Source organism: Candidatus Leptofilum sp. (genome assembly GCF_965223285.1).
GTDB lineage: Bacteria > Chloroflexota > Anaerolineae > Promineifilales > Promineifilaceae > Leptofilum.
The window spans coordinates 4,651,058-4,666,313 of sequence record NZ_OZ244997.1 but is presented as its reverse complement, the minus strand read 5'-3'; the positions used below and the strand labels follow the sequence as shown (position 1 = coordinate 4,666,313).

Annotated in this window: 16 protein-coding genes; 1 reads left to right on the top strand and 15 read right to left on the bottom strand. The window is 47.8% G+C overall.

Going from position 1 to position 15,256, the window contains the following annotated elements:
- Positions 1–161: 161 nt before the first annotated feature.
- Positions 162–536, top strand: a complete 375-nt coding sequence (locus ACOQPU_RS20940; protein ID WP_420641780.1) for a hypothetical protein — start codon at positions 162–164, stop codon at positions 534–536.
- Between the two features lie 45 nt (positions 537–581).
- Here the strand turns inward: ACOQPU_RS20940 and ACOQPU_RS20935 are convergent, their stop codons facing one another.
- From ACOQPU_RS20935 to ACOQPU_RS20865, 15 genes are all read right to left on the bottom strand, one after another.
- Positions 582–1,763, bottom strand: coding sequence for a glycine C-acetyltransferase (locus ACOQPU_RS20935; RefSeq protein WP_420641779.1), 1,182 nt, complete (start codon positions 1,761–1,763; stop codon positions 582–584).
- A 97-nt stretch (positions 1,764–1,860) separates the two neighbouring features.
- Complete coding sequence (locus ACOQPU_RS20930; RefSeq protein WP_420641778.1) at positions 1,861–2,616, bottom strand: Nif3-like dinuclear metal center hexameric protein; 756 nt, start codon at positions 2,614–2,616, stop codon at positions 1,861–1,863.
- The gene (locus tag ACOQPU_RS20925; RefSeq protein WP_420641777.1) at positions 2,609–3,103 is read right to left on the bottom strand and encodes a hypothetical protein; all 495 of its coding nucleotides are present in this window, start codon (positions 3,101–3,103) and stop codon (positions 2,609–2,611) included. Before ACOQPU_RS20925 ends, ACOQPU_RS20930 begins: the two co-directional genes overlap by 8 nt.
- A gap of 64 nt (positions 3,104–3,167) precedes the next feature.
- Entirely contained in the window at positions 3,168–3,734 is a 567-nt protein-coding gene (gene hpf, locus ACOQPU_RS20920; RefSeq protein WP_420641776.1) for a ribosome hibernation-promoting factor, HPF/YfiA family, read from the bottom strand.
- 92 nt (positions 3,735–3,826) lie between these two features.
- The gene (locus ACOQPU_RS20915) at positions 3,827–4,558 is read right to left on the bottom strand and encodes a ComF family protein (protein WP_420641775.1); all 732 of its coding nucleotides are present in this window, start codon (positions 4,556–4,558) and stop codon (positions 3,827–3,829) included.
- A 74-nt stretch (positions 4,559–4,632) separates the two neighbouring features.
- Positions 4,633–5,577 (bottom strand): type II secretion system F family protein, encoded by a 945-nt coding sequence (locus tag ACOQPU_RS20910; RefSeq protein ID WP_420641774.1) that lies wholly within the window; start codon positions 5,575–5,577, stop codon positions 4,633–4,635.
- A 35-nt stretch (positions 5,578–5,612) separates the two neighbouring features.
- Positions 5,613–6,611, bottom strand: a complete 999-nt coding sequence (locus tag ACOQPU_RS20905; protein WP_420641773.1) for a type II secretion system F family protein — start codon at positions 6,609–6,611, stop codon at positions 5,613–5,615.
- 36 nt (positions 6,612–6,647) lie between these two features.
- Positions 6,648–8,024: a CpaF family protein gene (locus ACOQPU_RS20900; RefSeq protein WP_420641772.1), complete on the bottom strand. Its 1,377-nt coding sequence runs from the start codon at positions 8,022–8,024 to the stop codon at positions 6,648–6,650.
- 2 nt (positions 8,025–8,026) lie between these two features.
- The gene (locus ACOQPU_RS20895) at positions 8,027–9,313 is read right to left on the bottom strand and encodes a response regulator (protein WP_420641771.1); all 1,287 of its coding nucleotides are present in this window, start codon (positions 9,311–9,313) and stop codon (positions 8,027–8,029) included.
- 315 nt (positions 9,314–9,628) lie between these two features.
- Complete coding sequence (locus ACOQPU_RS20890; protein WP_420641770.1) at positions 9,629–9,781, bottom strand: pilus assembly protein; 153 nt, start codon at positions 9,779–9,781, stop codon at positions 9,629–9,631.
- 247 nt (positions 9,782–10,028) lie between these two features.
- Positions 10,029–11,165 (bottom strand): hypothetical protein, encoded by a 1,137-nt coding sequence (locus ACOQPU_RS20885; protein WP_420640640.1) that lies wholly within the window; start codon positions 11,163–11,165, stop codon positions 10,029–10,031.
- Between the two features lie 37 nt (positions 11,166–11,202).
- The gene (locus ACOQPU_RS20880; RefSeq protein WP_420640639.1) at positions 11,203–11,511 is read right to left on the bottom strand and encodes a YgiT-type zinc finger protein; all 309 of its coding nucleotides are present in this window, start codon (positions 11,509–11,511) and stop codon (positions 11,203–11,205) included.
- A gap of 54 nt (positions 11,512–11,565) precedes the next feature.
- Positions 11,566–12,636 (bottom strand): ATP-binding protein, encoded by a 1,071-nt coding sequence (locus tag ACOQPU_RS20875; protein WP_420641769.1) that lies wholly within the window; start codon positions 12,634–12,636, stop codon positions 11,566–11,568.
- Between the two features lie 110 nt (positions 12,637–12,746).
- Positions 12,747–13,439, bottom strand: a complete 693-nt coding sequence (locus ACOQPU_RS20870) for a response regulator (RefSeq protein ID WP_420641768.1) — start codon at positions 13,437–13,439, stop codon at positions 12,747–12,749.
- A gap of 280 nt (positions 13,440–13,719) precedes the next feature.
- Positions 13,720–15,231 carry a hypothetical protein gene (locus tag ACOQPU_RS20865; RefSeq protein ID WP_420641767.1) on the bottom strand — a complete coding sequence of 504 codons (1,512 nt, stop codon included), beginning with the start codon at positions 15,229–15,231 and terminating at the stop codon, positions 13,720–13,722.
- Between the last annotated feature and the right edge of the window lie 25 nt (positions 15,232–15,256).

Sequence of the window (15,256 nt, the reverse complement as noted above, 5' to 3'; positions counted from 1 at the left end):
ATGCACCTTTTTTCAGCGAATGGGTATTTAGCCCAGGATTCCTATGCCCTTGGCTACCCCTTCTCTGCTATAGTATGCAGTACACGTCCGATCAATGAAGCCAAAATGTTTAGAAAATGTTTAAACTGCCCAGGCAATATGGGCAACGGGAGCCAAAACAGGTGAGCCATTTTACAGAGACTGGATTTTGGCATATTGCCAAGCCATTTGAATCTGAGCAGATAAACCTCAATACAACCCCCAACGGCCAACCTGGGAACGACATTGGGGTTCAAACCTTGCGGCATGAACTGCAGCAACTCAATGCGTGGCCAGAAGCAGGAGATTTATTTTTAGACCTTCTGGAAAAGGCACAGGGTTACGGCAGCACGCTTGTTCCCACGGATTATGAGTGGTTGGTACAGGTAGCTGATTCGGCTTGCAAGGGGGAAGATATTGGCTCACGATACCCCTCCATCTTTCAAAAGCTGCTTACGTACGCTGACTTACGGGAAAAGTTTCTGCAAACCCTTCGCATTCGCAGCATGAACGTTTAGAAAAACCTGTCAGGCCCGATGCGCCTGAACCTGACAAGTTATTAACTATATTACCCCAAGCTCTTTGCCAACCCGATTAAATACATCCAAGGCTTGTTCCAAATCATCATGACTATGCGCAGCCGAATTCATCACGCGAATGCGGGCTTTGCCGCGCGGTACGGTGGGGAAGCCAATGGCCATGGCAAACACGCCTTCATCAAACAAGCGCTGGCTGAATTTTTGAGCAAGCGTCGCTTCCCCTAGCATGACAGGCACAATGGGCGTTTGGGTAACGCCGGTATCAAAGCCCATGTTCTGCATCTCTTTTTTGAAGAGGGCAGCATTGCTCCACAAGCGATCCACTAACTCCGTAGATTCCTGAAGTAGCTCCACAGCGGCCAGGCAAGCGGCCGTATCTGGCACGGTGAGGGCACTGGAAAAGAGGAACGGCCGTCCCCGCTGCCGCAGCCAGTCGATAATCGGTTGTTTACCAGCTACCAAACCGCCCATCACGCCAAATGCCTTGCTAAGGGTGCCAACTTCAACATCTACACGGCCATGCAAACCAAAATGATCTACAATGCCGCGTCCGCCGTTGCCCAACACGCCTTCCCCATGAGCATCGTCTACCATCAGCAAAATGTCGTGTTCTTCCGCCACTTCACATATTTTGTCTAGCGGAGCAATGTCGCCATCCATGCTAAACACGCCGTCGGTGACAATGAGGCGACGGCCGTATTCGGTTGTCTCGGCAATCTTTTGGCGTAAATCGTCCACATCGTTGTGGTTGTAGCGCACAATTTTGGCCCGACTGAGCCGCGAGCCATCAATAATACTGGCGTGGTTCAGTTCATCCGAAAAAATGACGTCGCCGCGCCCCACAAGGGCGGGAATGGTCGCTAAATTGGCCGTGAAGCCGCTTTGCAGCGTGATGCAGGCCTCTGCCCCCTTGAAAGCGGCCAGCTTCTGCTCTAGCTCAATATGCAGCGACATGGTTCCAGCAATGGTGCGCACCGCGCCTGGCCCTACCCCATATTTTTCAACGGCCTGTTGAACGGCCGTTCGCAATCGGGGATGATTCGCCAAACCTAAATAGTTATTGGCACAAAAGTTAAGCAAGGAACGGCCGTCAATGGTTACATGCCCATCCATCGGCGACTCAATGGTGCGAATACGGTTAAACAAGCCCGCAGATTTCAGCGCAGCAATTTCATCATCAATCCAAGCAATTGCTTTGTCAGTCACAAAACTCTCCTTGTTTTTGGGAAAAGTGGTTAGCTGTTAGTGGCTTGTGGCTAGGTTCTAGTCCTTCAAGCACTAGCCATTAACCACCATCAACCATTTACATTTTTGTGGGAAAATCAAAAAAGCGCGTTTCTATGCCAAATTTTTCGGTGAGATGGGCACCCAAGGCCTGTACGCCCACGGTTTCTGTGGCGTAATGCCCGGCAAAAATTACGTTTATCCCAAAATCAGCAGCCGCCCAATAGTTGGCATGGGATGTTTCGCCCGTCAAGAAAGTATCGGCACCCAACGCTTGGGCCTCAGCCACCTTGTCTGCACCAAAGCCAGAAAGAACCGCCAGCCGTTGCACCTTCGCTGGGCCATGTGCCAGCACATAGGCATTGGTATTTAGCCGACTGTTCACTTGCTCGACCAACTCGTTCAGGCTTGGCTGGGTGGGCACATTGCCCACCACTGCAATGGGTATGTTTGTGGGGGAACACCACCACTCCACGTCAGTAACGCCAATCATTTTGGCCAGGACGGCATTGTTGCCTACCTCTGGATGGGCATCTAAAGGTAGATGGGCGGCGTACAGGTTCAGGCCATGTGCCATCATTTGTCGCACGCGCTCGCCTAATGGGCCAGCAATCCGCTCGACTTGCCGCCACAAAACACCATGATGCACCAAAAGCATGTCTGCTTGGTAGGAAACGGCCGTTTCAATAATCCTCGGCGACACGTCAACGGCAAGCGCAATGCGCTGCACTTCTGTATTGGCCGTTTCTACCTGCAACCCTTGCGGCCCGTAATCGGCAATCTCGCCAATGTGCAGATAATCGTCCAAATAGGTAACCAGTTCCGCTCTATCCATCCTTGCCTCTTTTCAAGAAGTTTTCGCGCGCCAATGCTTGAATACGCGGTAGTCCTTTTTCAATTAACTCTTCTACCTCAGCTACCATGCGCTCATATTGTTTGCGAGAGCCACCATACGGGTCTTTAACGCTCCCCCGCTTCATGATCATTTGCCGCAAGGTGTAAATTTTGTCTGCATGACCAGGATAAGCCCGCTTCAGCGTGCGCACATGGTCAGTTTCCATACACAAAACCAAATCTACTTGCCGCATCAACCGTTCCTTAACCGGCTGGGAACGGTGGTGCAAAATATCCAACTGACGCTCTGTCATGAGGGCAATGCTGTGCTGTGCGGCCGTATTCCCTTTTGCTGCCCACGTACCGGCAGAGGAAACAATCCAGCCATTGGGGTTCGTCGCGTTCAATTTATTGCGCAGCAGCACCTCTGCCACAGGGGATCGGCAAATATTGGCAGTACAAACGACTAATATGTGGGGTGTTGTCATTGGAAATTTAGGGGAAAAGAATCTGCCCGAAAACAATGTTTCCGGGCAAATTAAATGTAATCACTTAATCCATGTCTGGCTGCAGCAAACCGTAATTATTATCCCGCCGCCTGTACAGCACGTTCACGGCCTGCTCGTCTGCATTGAAGAATACAAAGAAATCGTGGCCTAGCAGCTCAATTTGGTCTACCGCCTCATCGGCAGACATGGGGCGCATCGTAAACCGCTTGGTTCGCACAATGGATGGCTCGTCGGAATCCGCCGTTTCTTCTTCAAACGGAAGCGGATCGCCAACAATCAATTCCTCGTTATTCCCGTTGCCACGCCATTTACGCCGCCGCTTACCACGATAGCGACTAATCTGACGATACAGTTTATCTACTACCGCATCTACAGAAGCAAACATATCGTTACTGCGCTCTTCTGCGCGCAATATGGTGCCTCGGTTGTCTCGAATGGTTATCTGAGCGACTTGCCGTTCTACCACGTTGCGGGCGTTGGTTTCAGAAAGGTCAACGTGTATTTCGGCCAGATTGGGCATATATCTATCAAGTTTTCCTGTTTTCTTCTCTACGTAGTTGCGTAATCTTGTGGTGACTTCCATGTTACGGCCGTTAACTGATAGTTCCATTGTCTAATCTCCCTTTGTTTAGAGGTTGTTACATTTCTATCATATGAGAAATAGTGTGATAACTAAAGTGAATAATCTCTTGTGAAGCCATGCTAAATTGCACGAGCTACACAATAACCGGATACCGACTTGGCCCCGTTGTTTAGCAGGGCAGTGGCGGCAGACGCCATTGTCGCTCCGGTAGTACAGACATCGTCGATGAGCAAAATATGTTTACCAACAACATCGACCTGGGTAGCAAAGGCATCCTGTACATTTTCCAGCCGTTGAACGGCCGTTAAACCGACTTGCGGCGTCGTAAAACGGGTTCTTTGCAAACCATCTTCTGAATAAGGCAAACCAACAAATCGGCAAAAGTCGTGCATCAGCAAGGTCGACTGATTATATCCTCTTTTACGTTCTCGCTCGACATGAAGCGGTATGGGCAGCACCAAGTCTATTGGCATCCGCCATTCTGCCCAAGCATCACTCATTAGCTGTGCCAACGGTTTAGATAAACCAAAGGCCCCATTGTATTTCAAATTATGTATTAATTTGGAGACGGGATGGGCAAAAAGGACGGCCGCACGAATTTGGTTGAGGGGTAACGGCCGTTCCTGGCACACAGCACAGCAATCGGTAGCGCGAGAAGTGGGACGGCCGCACCGATTACAAAGCGGCGAATGCACCCACTGTAGTTGGGCGTGACACGCTTCACACAATAAGGCACCTGCTTTTTTGCAAGCACCACAGACAGGCGGGAAAACAAAATTGAGGAGGGAATCTGCCAACCCTCTAGCACGATTACGCCAGGTCAAGGCTGGCAGATGAGTCTTTTCAGTCAACGACTGCTTGACCTTTTTTAAGATTGTTAATCAACCAGTTAGCTACACCTTCATTTGAAGGTCAATAAGAACAATTATCCGGTAATGCCACTTAAAGAATCGTTACGCAATACCTGGAAACCGGCTGGTCCCAATAAAACAACAAAGATCGACGGGAAGATGAGGAAAACCATTGGGAACAGCATCTTCACCGGGGCTTGCTGCGCTTTTTCTTCGGCGCGCTGCCGCCGCCGCACACGCATCTGCTCCGATTGGATACGCAAGATTTTACCAATACCCACACCCAGTTGATCTGCTTGCAAAACGGCCGCAATAAAGCTCGTCACATCCGGCACATCCATGCGGTCAGCCATGTCTCGCAACGATTGGCGACGCGATTTACCAAGTTGCATTTCATGAATCACCCGGCCAAATTCATTCGCCAGAGGGTCATCCCATTTTTCATCGACCTTTTGCATGGCAGCATTAAACGTTAACCCGGCATCCACACAAATCGTCATCAAATCTAAGGCATCTGGCAACTTTTTGATGATAGCCTCTTTACGGCGATCTACCATAGAACGCAGCAACATCCAAGGCAAAAACCAACCCAAAACCGCAGCCCCCAGTGTATACAAAAGGCGTCTATTAAGCTCCGCATTACCAATGCGGGTCATCATTAAAAAGACCAACGCTGCCAGCATCACGGTAAACACGCCACGGATCACAATAAAGTCAGCCGCGCGCATATTTCTTGGATTGCCAGCTAATTCCAGTAATCGCGTTGTGCTTTCCAATGTTTGTTGGGGCGTATACCGAACCAAAAACTCACTAATTCGCCGGATCAGAGGAACAAAAACGCGATCGGTAAATGGCAAAGAAAGCTCAATCTCTTCAATGGAAACAATCTCTTCCCGGGCAGCAAATTCATCAATTCGCACCGTCAAAGGATCATCTTCTGAGCGGCGCAAAAGCAGCACACTGCCTGCCATTAACAATACGGCAATGACCACAATAATTAGTAACATTAATGGTGACATAATTTCAATGTCCTCCAGCTATCCAACAAATGCAGTTAAACCTCAATATCAACAATTCTACTAATAGCGTAAGCACCGCCACCAATCATCATGGCACTAAAAGCGATCACTACCCAGCCACAAGGGATAACCTGTGGGAAAATCCACGGATCCTCACGAACCCACAGTTCCGATACATATTCGGGGTTAATCAAGAAGAGAATGAATCCCAAAACAATGGGCAGCAAGCTAATGATCCAGCCAGATACGCGCCCCTGAGCAGTTAGCGTGCGAATCTCACCTTTGATTCGCACACGCTCACGGATGGTAAAGCTAATGGTATCCAGCACCTCGGCCAAGTTACCACCAACCTCACGCTGAATATTTACGGCCGTAATAACCAAATCTAAATCTTCACTGGGCACCCGCCGGTACATATTTGCCAATGACTGTTCCACGCTCAAGCCCAGCCGGACTTCCTGCACAACCCGCTCAAACTCGACTGATACTGGCGGTGGCAACTCTGTAGCTATTGCCTCCATCGCTTGCAAAACGCTATAGCCAGACCGCAGAGCGTTCACCCAAAGGTTTAACGTATCGCTTAGCTGGGCATCAAAGGCCTGCATACGCCGTTTGGCCAATAATTGAACATAAAAGCGGGGAATCCGAAGACCCAACAGTGCAGCAATAATGCCAATAAACCAGGAATTTTGCTGCGGCAAAAAATAACCCACAATGCCTGCGACGACGCCTGAAACGACCACCAGGATCATATATTCACTGACGCGCAATTTTGCGTCTGCCCTGGATATACGTTCTCGAAGGGGTTCAAAGAAGTTGCGTCCAGATAACGCCTTATCAAGTCGATCAGCAACGTCTGGCCCATCGGCAACATCATCATCACTTTCTGGCAGATCAACAACCGTTGTGGTGCCAACAAACTGCTCCAAACGCTCATCAACGCCACTTTGATTGCCCGTAACCACAATTGCAATGCCCGCGCCCAGCATCAATAGCAAAGCAAAAGCACCACCAATAATTATCAATGGAGACATAAACACGCTCCTCTGAAATCGATCCTACAGTTCCTGTTAACGACGACGGCTACCAATACCAAAGATTGAAGGCGGTAGCATAATACCAGCTTCCTGTATCTTCCACATAAATTTCGGCCGTAAGCCTGTTGGGCGTAGCCGGCCAATTACCTTACCATTTTCGATATTTGTTTGCTCAAAGCGGAAGATTTCGGATGTTGTAATCACATCACCTTCCATGCCCTGAATTTCACTAATGGAAGTAACCTTTCGAGAACCATCCCGCATACGATCCTGATGCACAACCAAATGAATTGCTGAAGCAATCTGCTCACGGATAGCCCGATGCGGCAAATCCATCCCGGCCATCAGAACCATCGTTTCCAGACGAGATAACATATCTCTCGGGCTATTGGCATGGCCTGTCGCCAAGCTGCCATCATGACCAGTATTCATGGCCTGAAGCATGTCTAATGCCTCACCGCCACGAACCTCACCAACGATGATACGATCTGGGCGCATACGCAAGGAGTTGATTACCAAATCCTGAATTGTAACTGCCCCACGACCCTCAACATTTGCATTCCGAGATTCCAAAGTCACGACATGATCCTGCCGTAGCTGCAATTCCGCTGCATTTTCAATCGTTACAATGCGCTCTTCATCTGGAATAAAGCCTGAAAGAATGTTTAGCAAGGTGGTTTTTCCAGAACCGGTACCACCTGAAATCATGACATTGAGCTTGGAAATGACACATGCTTTCAGGAATTCAACAGCCTCAACGGTGATACTGCCAAACTCAATAATATTTTCAACCGTAAAAGGAATCTTGGAGAAAATCCGAATGGTTAGGGAAGCACCATTCAAGGAGATTGGAGGAATAACGGCATTGACACGAGAGCCATCTGGCAAGCGTGCATCCACCATTGGCGAGCCTTCATCAATGCGACGTCCTAAAGGGGCAACAATGCGATCAATAATGCGCAATAAATGATCGTTATCTTCAAAAGTTACATTAACGCGTTGAATCTTCCCGCCACGCTCAATGTACACATTCTTGGGTCCGTTTACCATAATTTCGGTAACGCCATCCATATGCAAAAATTGCTCCAACGGACCAAAACCCAATATTTCTGCGACAATTGCTTCAAATAGGCGACGCTTTTCATTCCGTGTAAGAACAATACTTTCTTCTGCAAGCATTGATTCAAACATTTCCTGAATTGTCATCCGCACTTCGGCCGTTTGCGTGATGTCCATGCTAGGATCAAGTTCAGCAATAAGCCGCTGCTGAATACGATTTTTTAAATCTACATAAGCATCACGAGAACCTACCGCTGGAGATGCACGTTTCACCCTCAACTCTTGCAATTTTGAAGGTTCTGCCTGGGTCGATGATTCTTGATTTCTTTCAATACGTTTTAAGAGAGACACGTTTATCCTCCAGCTCTTTCACGACGGCCGAAAAGGCGCCCAAATAGACCTCTTGGTTTTTCAGGCTCTTCTTTACCATTATCAACTGGGACTTTGCCTTCCATCAATTCTTTGGCAATTTGATCTGCAACCTTAATAAGGGACAAGCTAATTGCTTTCTTCTGGTGTTCACCCATTACCATCGGCACGCCTCGATTTGAAGCGTCGCTAACAGTTATTTCATCGTCAGGAATGGTACCGAAAATCGGCCGCTTTAAGGCTTTGCCCACATCATGAACCGAAATACCTTTTCCTTGCTTACTTTTTGCTTTGTTAATTAATAGCCATACTTTGTGGGTCTCGTACTCTAAACTCTCCGCTAAATCAAAGAATCGGCTCACATTTTTCAGACTTGATAAATTCTGTTGAGCAATTAGCACGATTCTGTCCGACACATCCAGAATGGCTAAAGTTTTTTCACTTAAGTAAGAGGTTGTGTCTATGATGATGAAGTCAAAAGACTCCTTTAAGGTTGCCAACAATTGCTTGATATTTTGCTCGGTAACCACATCAGCCATTTCAGGACGAGGCGGTGCTAACAAAACGTTTAGGTTGCTGCGGTGCACCTGTGAAACGCTACTAATCAAATCCTGATCGAGTTCATTGCCGCGGTCACTTAAATCCGCAATGCTTGTCACTGCTTTCATGTTCAGCATGACAGAGACATCACCAAATTGCAGGCTACCATCAACTAAAATTGTTCTGCGACCTCTACGAGCTAAAGCAACAGCAAGGTTAATGGCAACAGTCGTGCAACCGGCACCGCCTTTTGGGCTATAAACAGCAATCAAATTTCCCTCAGGAGCAGTCATAGGCTCATCTGGGACATTGCTGACTTGCCGAGGCTGGCGTGCTGGAGCAGCACTAACAGTTGGGCGCTTATCATGAACCCGACGAATTGCTGCAACCAGCTCGTCGCCACCAAATGGCTTGGTCAAAAAATCTCGCGCGCCAGCCATCATGGCTCGGCGCAGATAGTTGGGATCACTCTGCACCGACATGATAATTATTTGAACTGTTGGAACCGATTCTGTGATTTGCTGGCTTGCCCCAATGCCATCAATGCCTGGCATATTAATATCCATCAAGATGATGTCAGGCTGATGTTCTTTGGCCATCTGGACAGCTTCTTCACCTGTACCGGCTTGACCAATGACTTCTATGTCAGATTCAAATTGAAGGAGTTTTCTTACGTTTTCCCGTGTTTCAGGGAGGTCATCTACTATCAGTACGCGAATGTTTCCTGCCATTATATATCCAAAGGGTCTTAAAATGTCTGTCTATTGAACTTTGTTAAGTTTGCTACAGTGTTTGATTTCTCTCCAAGAAATTATTGCAGTTGAGGAAAAGGGATTAGTATCTCTACATAATATTATGCCCCATAGTGGGAATTTAGACCATCATACTATGATCCATAGCAATGTCAATAGGGCAAGCTAGTAAGCTAGTATAGCAAATGCAGGAGGTCACAAGAACAGCAGAAAAAAAGTGAGCCCTATCTTTTAGATAGGGCTCAGGTCTCAAAATAAACAACTAATATGTCTTGAAATTAATATTGCCACTAATTAGGCATTGAGACCATTAACGATGCGGCTAAAAACATTACCAATTTGCGGGCCGAGCAGGGTCAGAATCGCGATTACAACAACAGCCACAAGGACCAATACCAATGCATATTCAACCAAGCCTTGACCATCTTCACGGTGTAAGAATAACATCTGTTAAAACCTCCTTTACAGTTTACAGATATGAATCACATTACAATAGAATTTTCGATTGCTAGCTTAATCTTTTCTAAGCTGTATCACAATAGGATTGTGGTACTTGATTTTTTACTGGCCAGTTACTCTGTATCCTAGTCCTAGTACCTTACGCTTAACATTACTTGTAGCTTTTGGAATCAACATTTTCAGGGTACCAGTTATGTATTGAGCCTGTCAAGCATTTTCGGCCTAGAGGGTGTAATTAGATTTTGTGTAACGGCCGTGCTCTGTGAGGAAAAATCCACCGATGGTCTTGCCACGGCTGCCTCTTTTGTGAACGCCTAGGTATCCTATCCGCCAGCTTCTCTAAATTCTCAACATCTGCTTCAGTAACAAGCTGAGATTGCGGAGCTTCTGCCTTCTCCAGCAGACGGTGCGCCTGTTTTGTAGCCAGAAAATGAGCCTGAATCGCTTGCCAAGAAGCACGCCAGCACTTGTTACAGATTGCCATGCGCAAGGCAAGCATCGGATTGAGGTTTTCATCCGCCCAGCGCATCCCAGCCTGTTTCATCCGTCGTTGCATCACCACCTTATGCCCAGACTCTACTATCCCAGATCCAATGGGAATTCCGTTTTTTCTGAAATGTGGATAATCTATCATCGTTTGACGTCGCTCAAGATAACGAATCGCTGCTTCTATTTCATCCGCTGCTGGGTGGGCTTGGTTTTGTGTCCATAGGAAACGCAATTCATTCAGCGTTCGTTGGGGTGCTTTTGTGCCTAACTGTTTAGACATCTGGGGATACCATTGTTGGAAACGGTCACTTTCTGCCCCATACAGGGCTTTGCCAATCGTGGCGATATACCCTTGGGCATGGGCAAAATCAATCACGCGTGTCGCTGTGGGGCAATGATAGTCGATGAAGCCCTGTATCCAGACAGCACCATCATTAACCGCGACAACTTTTTCAGCATTCTCCCCACCCCGTCGCTGCCACTCGACAATTGCCTTGTCGCTAAACAACTCTGCCTTATCTGCACTTGAGAAGTAGCTTATCTTGCCTGTTTTGGTCACGACTTCTTGTTTTTTAGCATCCCAGATAGTCTCAAATTCACCGAAGGCAACCGTTTTTACTTCGCGCCATTCGCCATTTCTTAGCTGTACCATTGCCCCATCTGCACTTACAATGAGTTGCTTTGGTTTGGCTATTGCTTTGGGGGCTGTCTTTTCCAGATGTTCTTTTTCTATTTCAATTAGCTCATCTGCTAGACGGCCGTTTCGCAGCGTGATTTCTCGTACGGTTGCTACGGAGATGTCGAGGCCCCACATCATTTCTAACTCTTCTTGGGCTTCTGCATAGGGTAGCCGGCTACCTAATCGGGTTACGGCCTCTTGCACTTGCGGCGTATACGCGCCTCTCAGCAACCTGAGTTTTTCATCCAGGGGGAAAAAGTGTCATCCCACATTCATGACACCTCATTTGCTCCCTTTCAATTGTGACTTTGTCGCCGTTTTTGGTTCGTAACGTTCGCGTTTTCTTCCCGTTTTTCATCATTGGCTGGTCGCAGTTTGGACAGTCCACCCTAGCCGCCTTCCCTTCTCTGGCCATTTGTGCGAGCAATTGCTGCCTAATTCCAGCTAACTCAGCATCAATCGCTTCTTCCATTTGTGTCAAATTGGCATCTTTGTTCTCTGCTTCCCACTGGTTCAATCTGTTGAGCATTTCATCGAGTTCTTTTTTCATCCCCCCATTTTCTGCTTCTTGCTTCCATTACACAACTTTTCATTACACCCCGGCCTAGAAGCCCGTATCCTCCGCAATAGGTATTGAAAATTCTACTCTTGTGCCTTGACCCAAATTGCTTTGAATGCCTAGTTCACCACCGAGCATTTCTGTTCTTTCTCTCAATGTAGATAATCCGATAGTTTTTTGGTTACCATTGAAGATATCTTCAACATTGAATCCAGTACCATTGTCTTCGACTACGGCCGTTACTTGCTCAGAAGCCATATCTATTTGGATTTGAATTTGGGTTGCCTGAGCGTGGTTTAAGGCGTTCTGGAGCAATTCCTGAACATTGCGGAACACTGTTACCTCAATGTGGCTTTCTAAACGACGCTCAACGCCAGTAACCGTGATAGGCACCGGAAGACCGTTCTTTTCTTGAAAGGATTCTGCGTATCGCCGTAAAGTGGGAATTACGCCAAGATCATCAAGCATCATGGGACGTAAATCAAAAATGAAATCTTTTACGTTGCTAAAGGTAGAGCCGGCAGAACTTTTGAGGGCGTTTAGTTCGGTACGGGCACGATCAGGATTAACATCAAAAAAACGTTGGCAGATTTCTGCTTGTAAAATGAAGTTACTGATCGAAGAGGCCACGCTGTCGTGCATCTTGCGTACCAAGCCTTGCCGCACAGCTTCTTCGGTTTGGATTACCCGAATAACATTTGGTTGGTCACCCGTGGCCCGGCGACGCCCACCTGAGCTGGGAAGAGAGGCTGTACCATCAGTTAACTCAATTATTTTTCTTTGAAATTCAGCCAAGCGTTCCAGATTGCGTTGGTCGCTTTGCAACTTCTCTAGCTGCCCACGCATGGTAAATAGACGCTGCTGTACGTCGTTAAGAGCTTCATATGCCTCTTTAATATCTTCGCGGGGCAATGTTTCGAAGTTTGTTTGAAGCTGGCGAGTGTAACTGGTAACTTGGGAGTTTCTCTGAGCAAGCCGCTCAACTTCTGCGGCACTTTGCTTAATCAGAATGTCTATTTCTTTGAGGTCTCGTTGGGTTTGCTCGTAATCTTTGTGCGTTTCCTCTAAAAAGGAAGCGAGAGAAAACTCGTTTTCTATTCCGGCTGTGTCTACCATTTGTTATTTTCCTTGCATTTAGTAAGCCACAACAACTTTAGTGAGCATTGTGGCTTACTTAAGGCATTTTCGGAATAACAAGCAGAGCTTACTCGGAAGATGCCTTTGGATTAGCGAGAGCCTTCGAGACGCACCCATCCATGACGCAAAGCATATACGGCCGCTTGTGTACGATCATCTACTCGTAACTTACGTAAGATGGCCGTCATGTGGTTTTTAACCGTCTGATGGCTAATCCCTAGTTTATACGCAATCTCTTTATTGCTCAAGCCCCGGGTAACGTGCTCCAAAATTTCCATTTCACGAGGGGACAACGGTACAAACAAATCTTCAGAATCGCTGATCAGCGGGCCGCTAAAACGGCCGATTCGCGACTCTACCCAATTCATCAATTCATCATAGGACATTGTTTTCTCTTCCACATAATAGTTGCCTTCACGAACCGTATGGATGATATTGATCAATGCCTCAGGCGTAATATCTTTGGGGCAGTAGGCAGAAGCACCCGCCCGAATCGCGTGGAACACCTGCTCGGCATCATCATACCCCGTGATCATGATTACTTTTACATCGGGCAATTGCGCCTTAATTTTGCGGGTGACCTGCAATCCATTGATAGTGGGCAAGTTAATATCCATTAAAATAACTTCTGGATTCACTTCATAAGCCATTTCTATGGCAACCTCACCATCGGCCGCTTCCCCAATAACTTTCATGCGGGAATCTGTTTCTAAAACATCGCGTAAACCTTGGCGGAAAACGGGATGGTCATCGACAATGAGTAGTTCGGTTTGTTCTGTCATTATTATTTACCTCGCTTTGTATGTTGTGTTATGTAAATCACAAAAAGTGCTTTGATGAAAATGGAGCCGCGATATTGTGATTTACTTGAGCAACGCGCAGAGAAATCGTTTTTCGACCTTCAAACTATTTTCTATGGTTTGCATCGTACTGCGAACAGCTAAAATTCTTACCTCAATTCGTTTTGTTAGGGTTGGTTTGATATTTGATAATGCGGATATTTGTATTATGTATCTAGGAGTGAAATCAGTATAACAGTTTTCATCCAAACAGGTACTAGGACTACGGTCCCATCAATTGGTAAACGGCCATGTTGTTTAAGCCTTGTTCTGTCGTCAGCGCAAAATCTGTAGAAAATCGCAGCACAGTTGTTGGTTGATTTGCAATTTGAGTGTATGGCCACCCTGGAGCAGTCACCAGATATTGAGCATCGCTACTTAGGATATAGTGGATGAGGGCATCTTCGCTTTCAAGCAATGGGATCACCTCTGGTGAAATGAGGCCAGCTAAATCTAAGATCGGCCGTTCTGCAAAGTATCCAATCGCACCAATATCATGCGAAGCAATGAGGGCGTCTGGCGGGGTGTTAGTTGCCAACCACCCCGCCACTGCGACCATTTCCCCTTCAACGATGGCTACATCGGCTGCAAAAGCAAAAGCCCCTTGCAGCAAGAAAAACAGCAATATGATGGTAAAGGACAGGCGCGCTACCTGTTGTACTAGCCACAAGGTACGGGGATTTTCTGACGAACTATATAACAGTACTAGTACCCACCCAGCCAGTCCGTAAAGTACCCAAATGGGCATGATGGGGATGAGATAACGGCCGTGTTGAAACGTGACTGGCAGCCGCCAGGCATAGAGCAAAACATGTCCACCAGCCCAAAACAGTGGCAGCAAATACAGTAACCGCCGCTGCGCCCAATCAGCCTTTATGGCGTGCCAGGCGGCGACGACCAGCCCCGGTAGCAAGAGCAAGTGGGGGCTGCTCACGCCGCGCCACCCAGAAGCAGGCCCACCCAGGCTTAGATAAAGCAATTGAGTAAAACGAGCAATAAATGGCTGAGCCAGCACGGCCGCATACTCCACCTGTTTGGCATACAAAGTATTGGGCCAAACGGTGCCGCTTGTGTAAAAGTTAAATATAAAATAGGGAATGAGGGGCAAGACGGCCGTTCCCAACAAAACCCCGCCGCGCCGCAGCCGCTCTGTGCCAGTTGCGGGCAGCAGCAAAACACCTGCCACAAGGAGCAGCAAGAGTCCCAAACCATCTGGCCGGATGAGGATGAGCAGTCCGGCAAAGATGCCGAGTCTGGCTATATTTTGCACGGTTGGTGGCGCATTTTGCACCATTTCTGCATACCAGGTGGCCAATTGCATGCCCATCGCTGCAAAAAAGAGTGTTTCCATGCCGCTGGTAGCTGCCCAGATGAGCGGCCAGGTTAGCACCAGCACAATGCCAGCCAGCCAATCGTAAGCCGCTTTTTGCGGCCAGAGGGTGCGCCAAAGTCGCATCCCGGTCCAGCCGAGCCAGATGAGACTTAAGCTACCCAGCAAATATGCCCAAAGCAGGTAGGGTAGCCGCAACAGATAGCCCAAAGCCAGCAATATCGTCCAGAGCGGAGCCGTAGAGCCTGCGCTGCTGACGCCGGGGGTGAATTCCAGACGGCCGTTCCGTGCCAGATTCCGCGCATATGTTTGGTGAATCCAGGCGTCATCCAGCGGGAACCCCAGCTTATCCTGTGCCGTCACCCCAAGAAACAAGGCGAGGCCAATACCTGCTGCCAAAAACATCCATAACCGTCTATTGCGTAACAAG

What these genes read in the sequence shown, in the direction of transcription:
- ACOQPU_RS20930 (WP_420641778.1), bottom strand. Translation starts at nt 2,616, where the DNA reads ATGGATAGAGCGGAACTGGTTACCTATTTGGACGATTATCTGCACATT.
- ACOQPU_RS20925 (WP_420641777.1), bottom strand. Translation starts at nt 3,103, where the DNA reads ATGACAACACCCCACATATTAGTCGTTTGTACTGCCAATATTTGCCGA.
- hpf (WP_420641776.1), bottom strand. Translation starts at nt 3,734, where the DNA reads ATGGAACTATCAGTTAACGGCCGTAACATGGAAGTCACCACAAGATTA.
- ACOQPU_RS20910 (WP_420641774.1), bottom strand. Translation starts at nt 5,577, where the DNA reads ATGTCACCATTAATGTTACTAATTATTGTGGTCATTGCCGTATTGTTA.
- ACOQPU_RS20905 (WP_420641773.1), bottom strand. Translation starts at nt 6,611, where the DNA reads ATGTCTCCATTGATAATTATTGGTGGTGCTTTTGCTTTGCTATTGATG.
- ACOQPU_RS20895 (WP_420641771.1), bottom strand. Translation starts at nt 9,313, where the DNA reads ATGGCAGGAAACATTCGCGTACTGATAGTAGATGACCTCCCTGAAACA.
- ACOQPU_RS20890 (WP_420641770.1), bottom strand. Translation starts at nt 9,781, where the DNA reads ATGTTATTCTTACACCGTGAAGATGGTCAAGGCTTGGTTGAATATGCA.
- ACOQPU_RS20880 (WP_420640639.1), bottom strand. Translation starts at nt 11,511, where the DNA reads ATGAAAAAAGAACTCGATGAAATGCTCAACAGATTGAACCAGTGGGAA.
- ACOQPU_RS20875 (WP_420641769.1), bottom strand. Translation starts at nt 12,636, where the DNA reads ATGGTAGACACAGCCGGAATAGAAAACGAGTTTTCTCTCGCTTCCTTT.
- ACOQPU_RS20870 (WP_420641768.1), bottom strand. Translation starts at nt 13,439, where the DNA reads ATGACAGAACAAACCGAACTACTCATTGTCGATGACCATCCCGTTTTC.
- ACOQPU_RS20865 (WP_420641767.1), bottom strand. Translation starts at nt 15,231, where the DNA reads ATGTTTTTGGCAGCAGGTATTGGCCTCGCCTTGTTTCTTGGGGTGACG.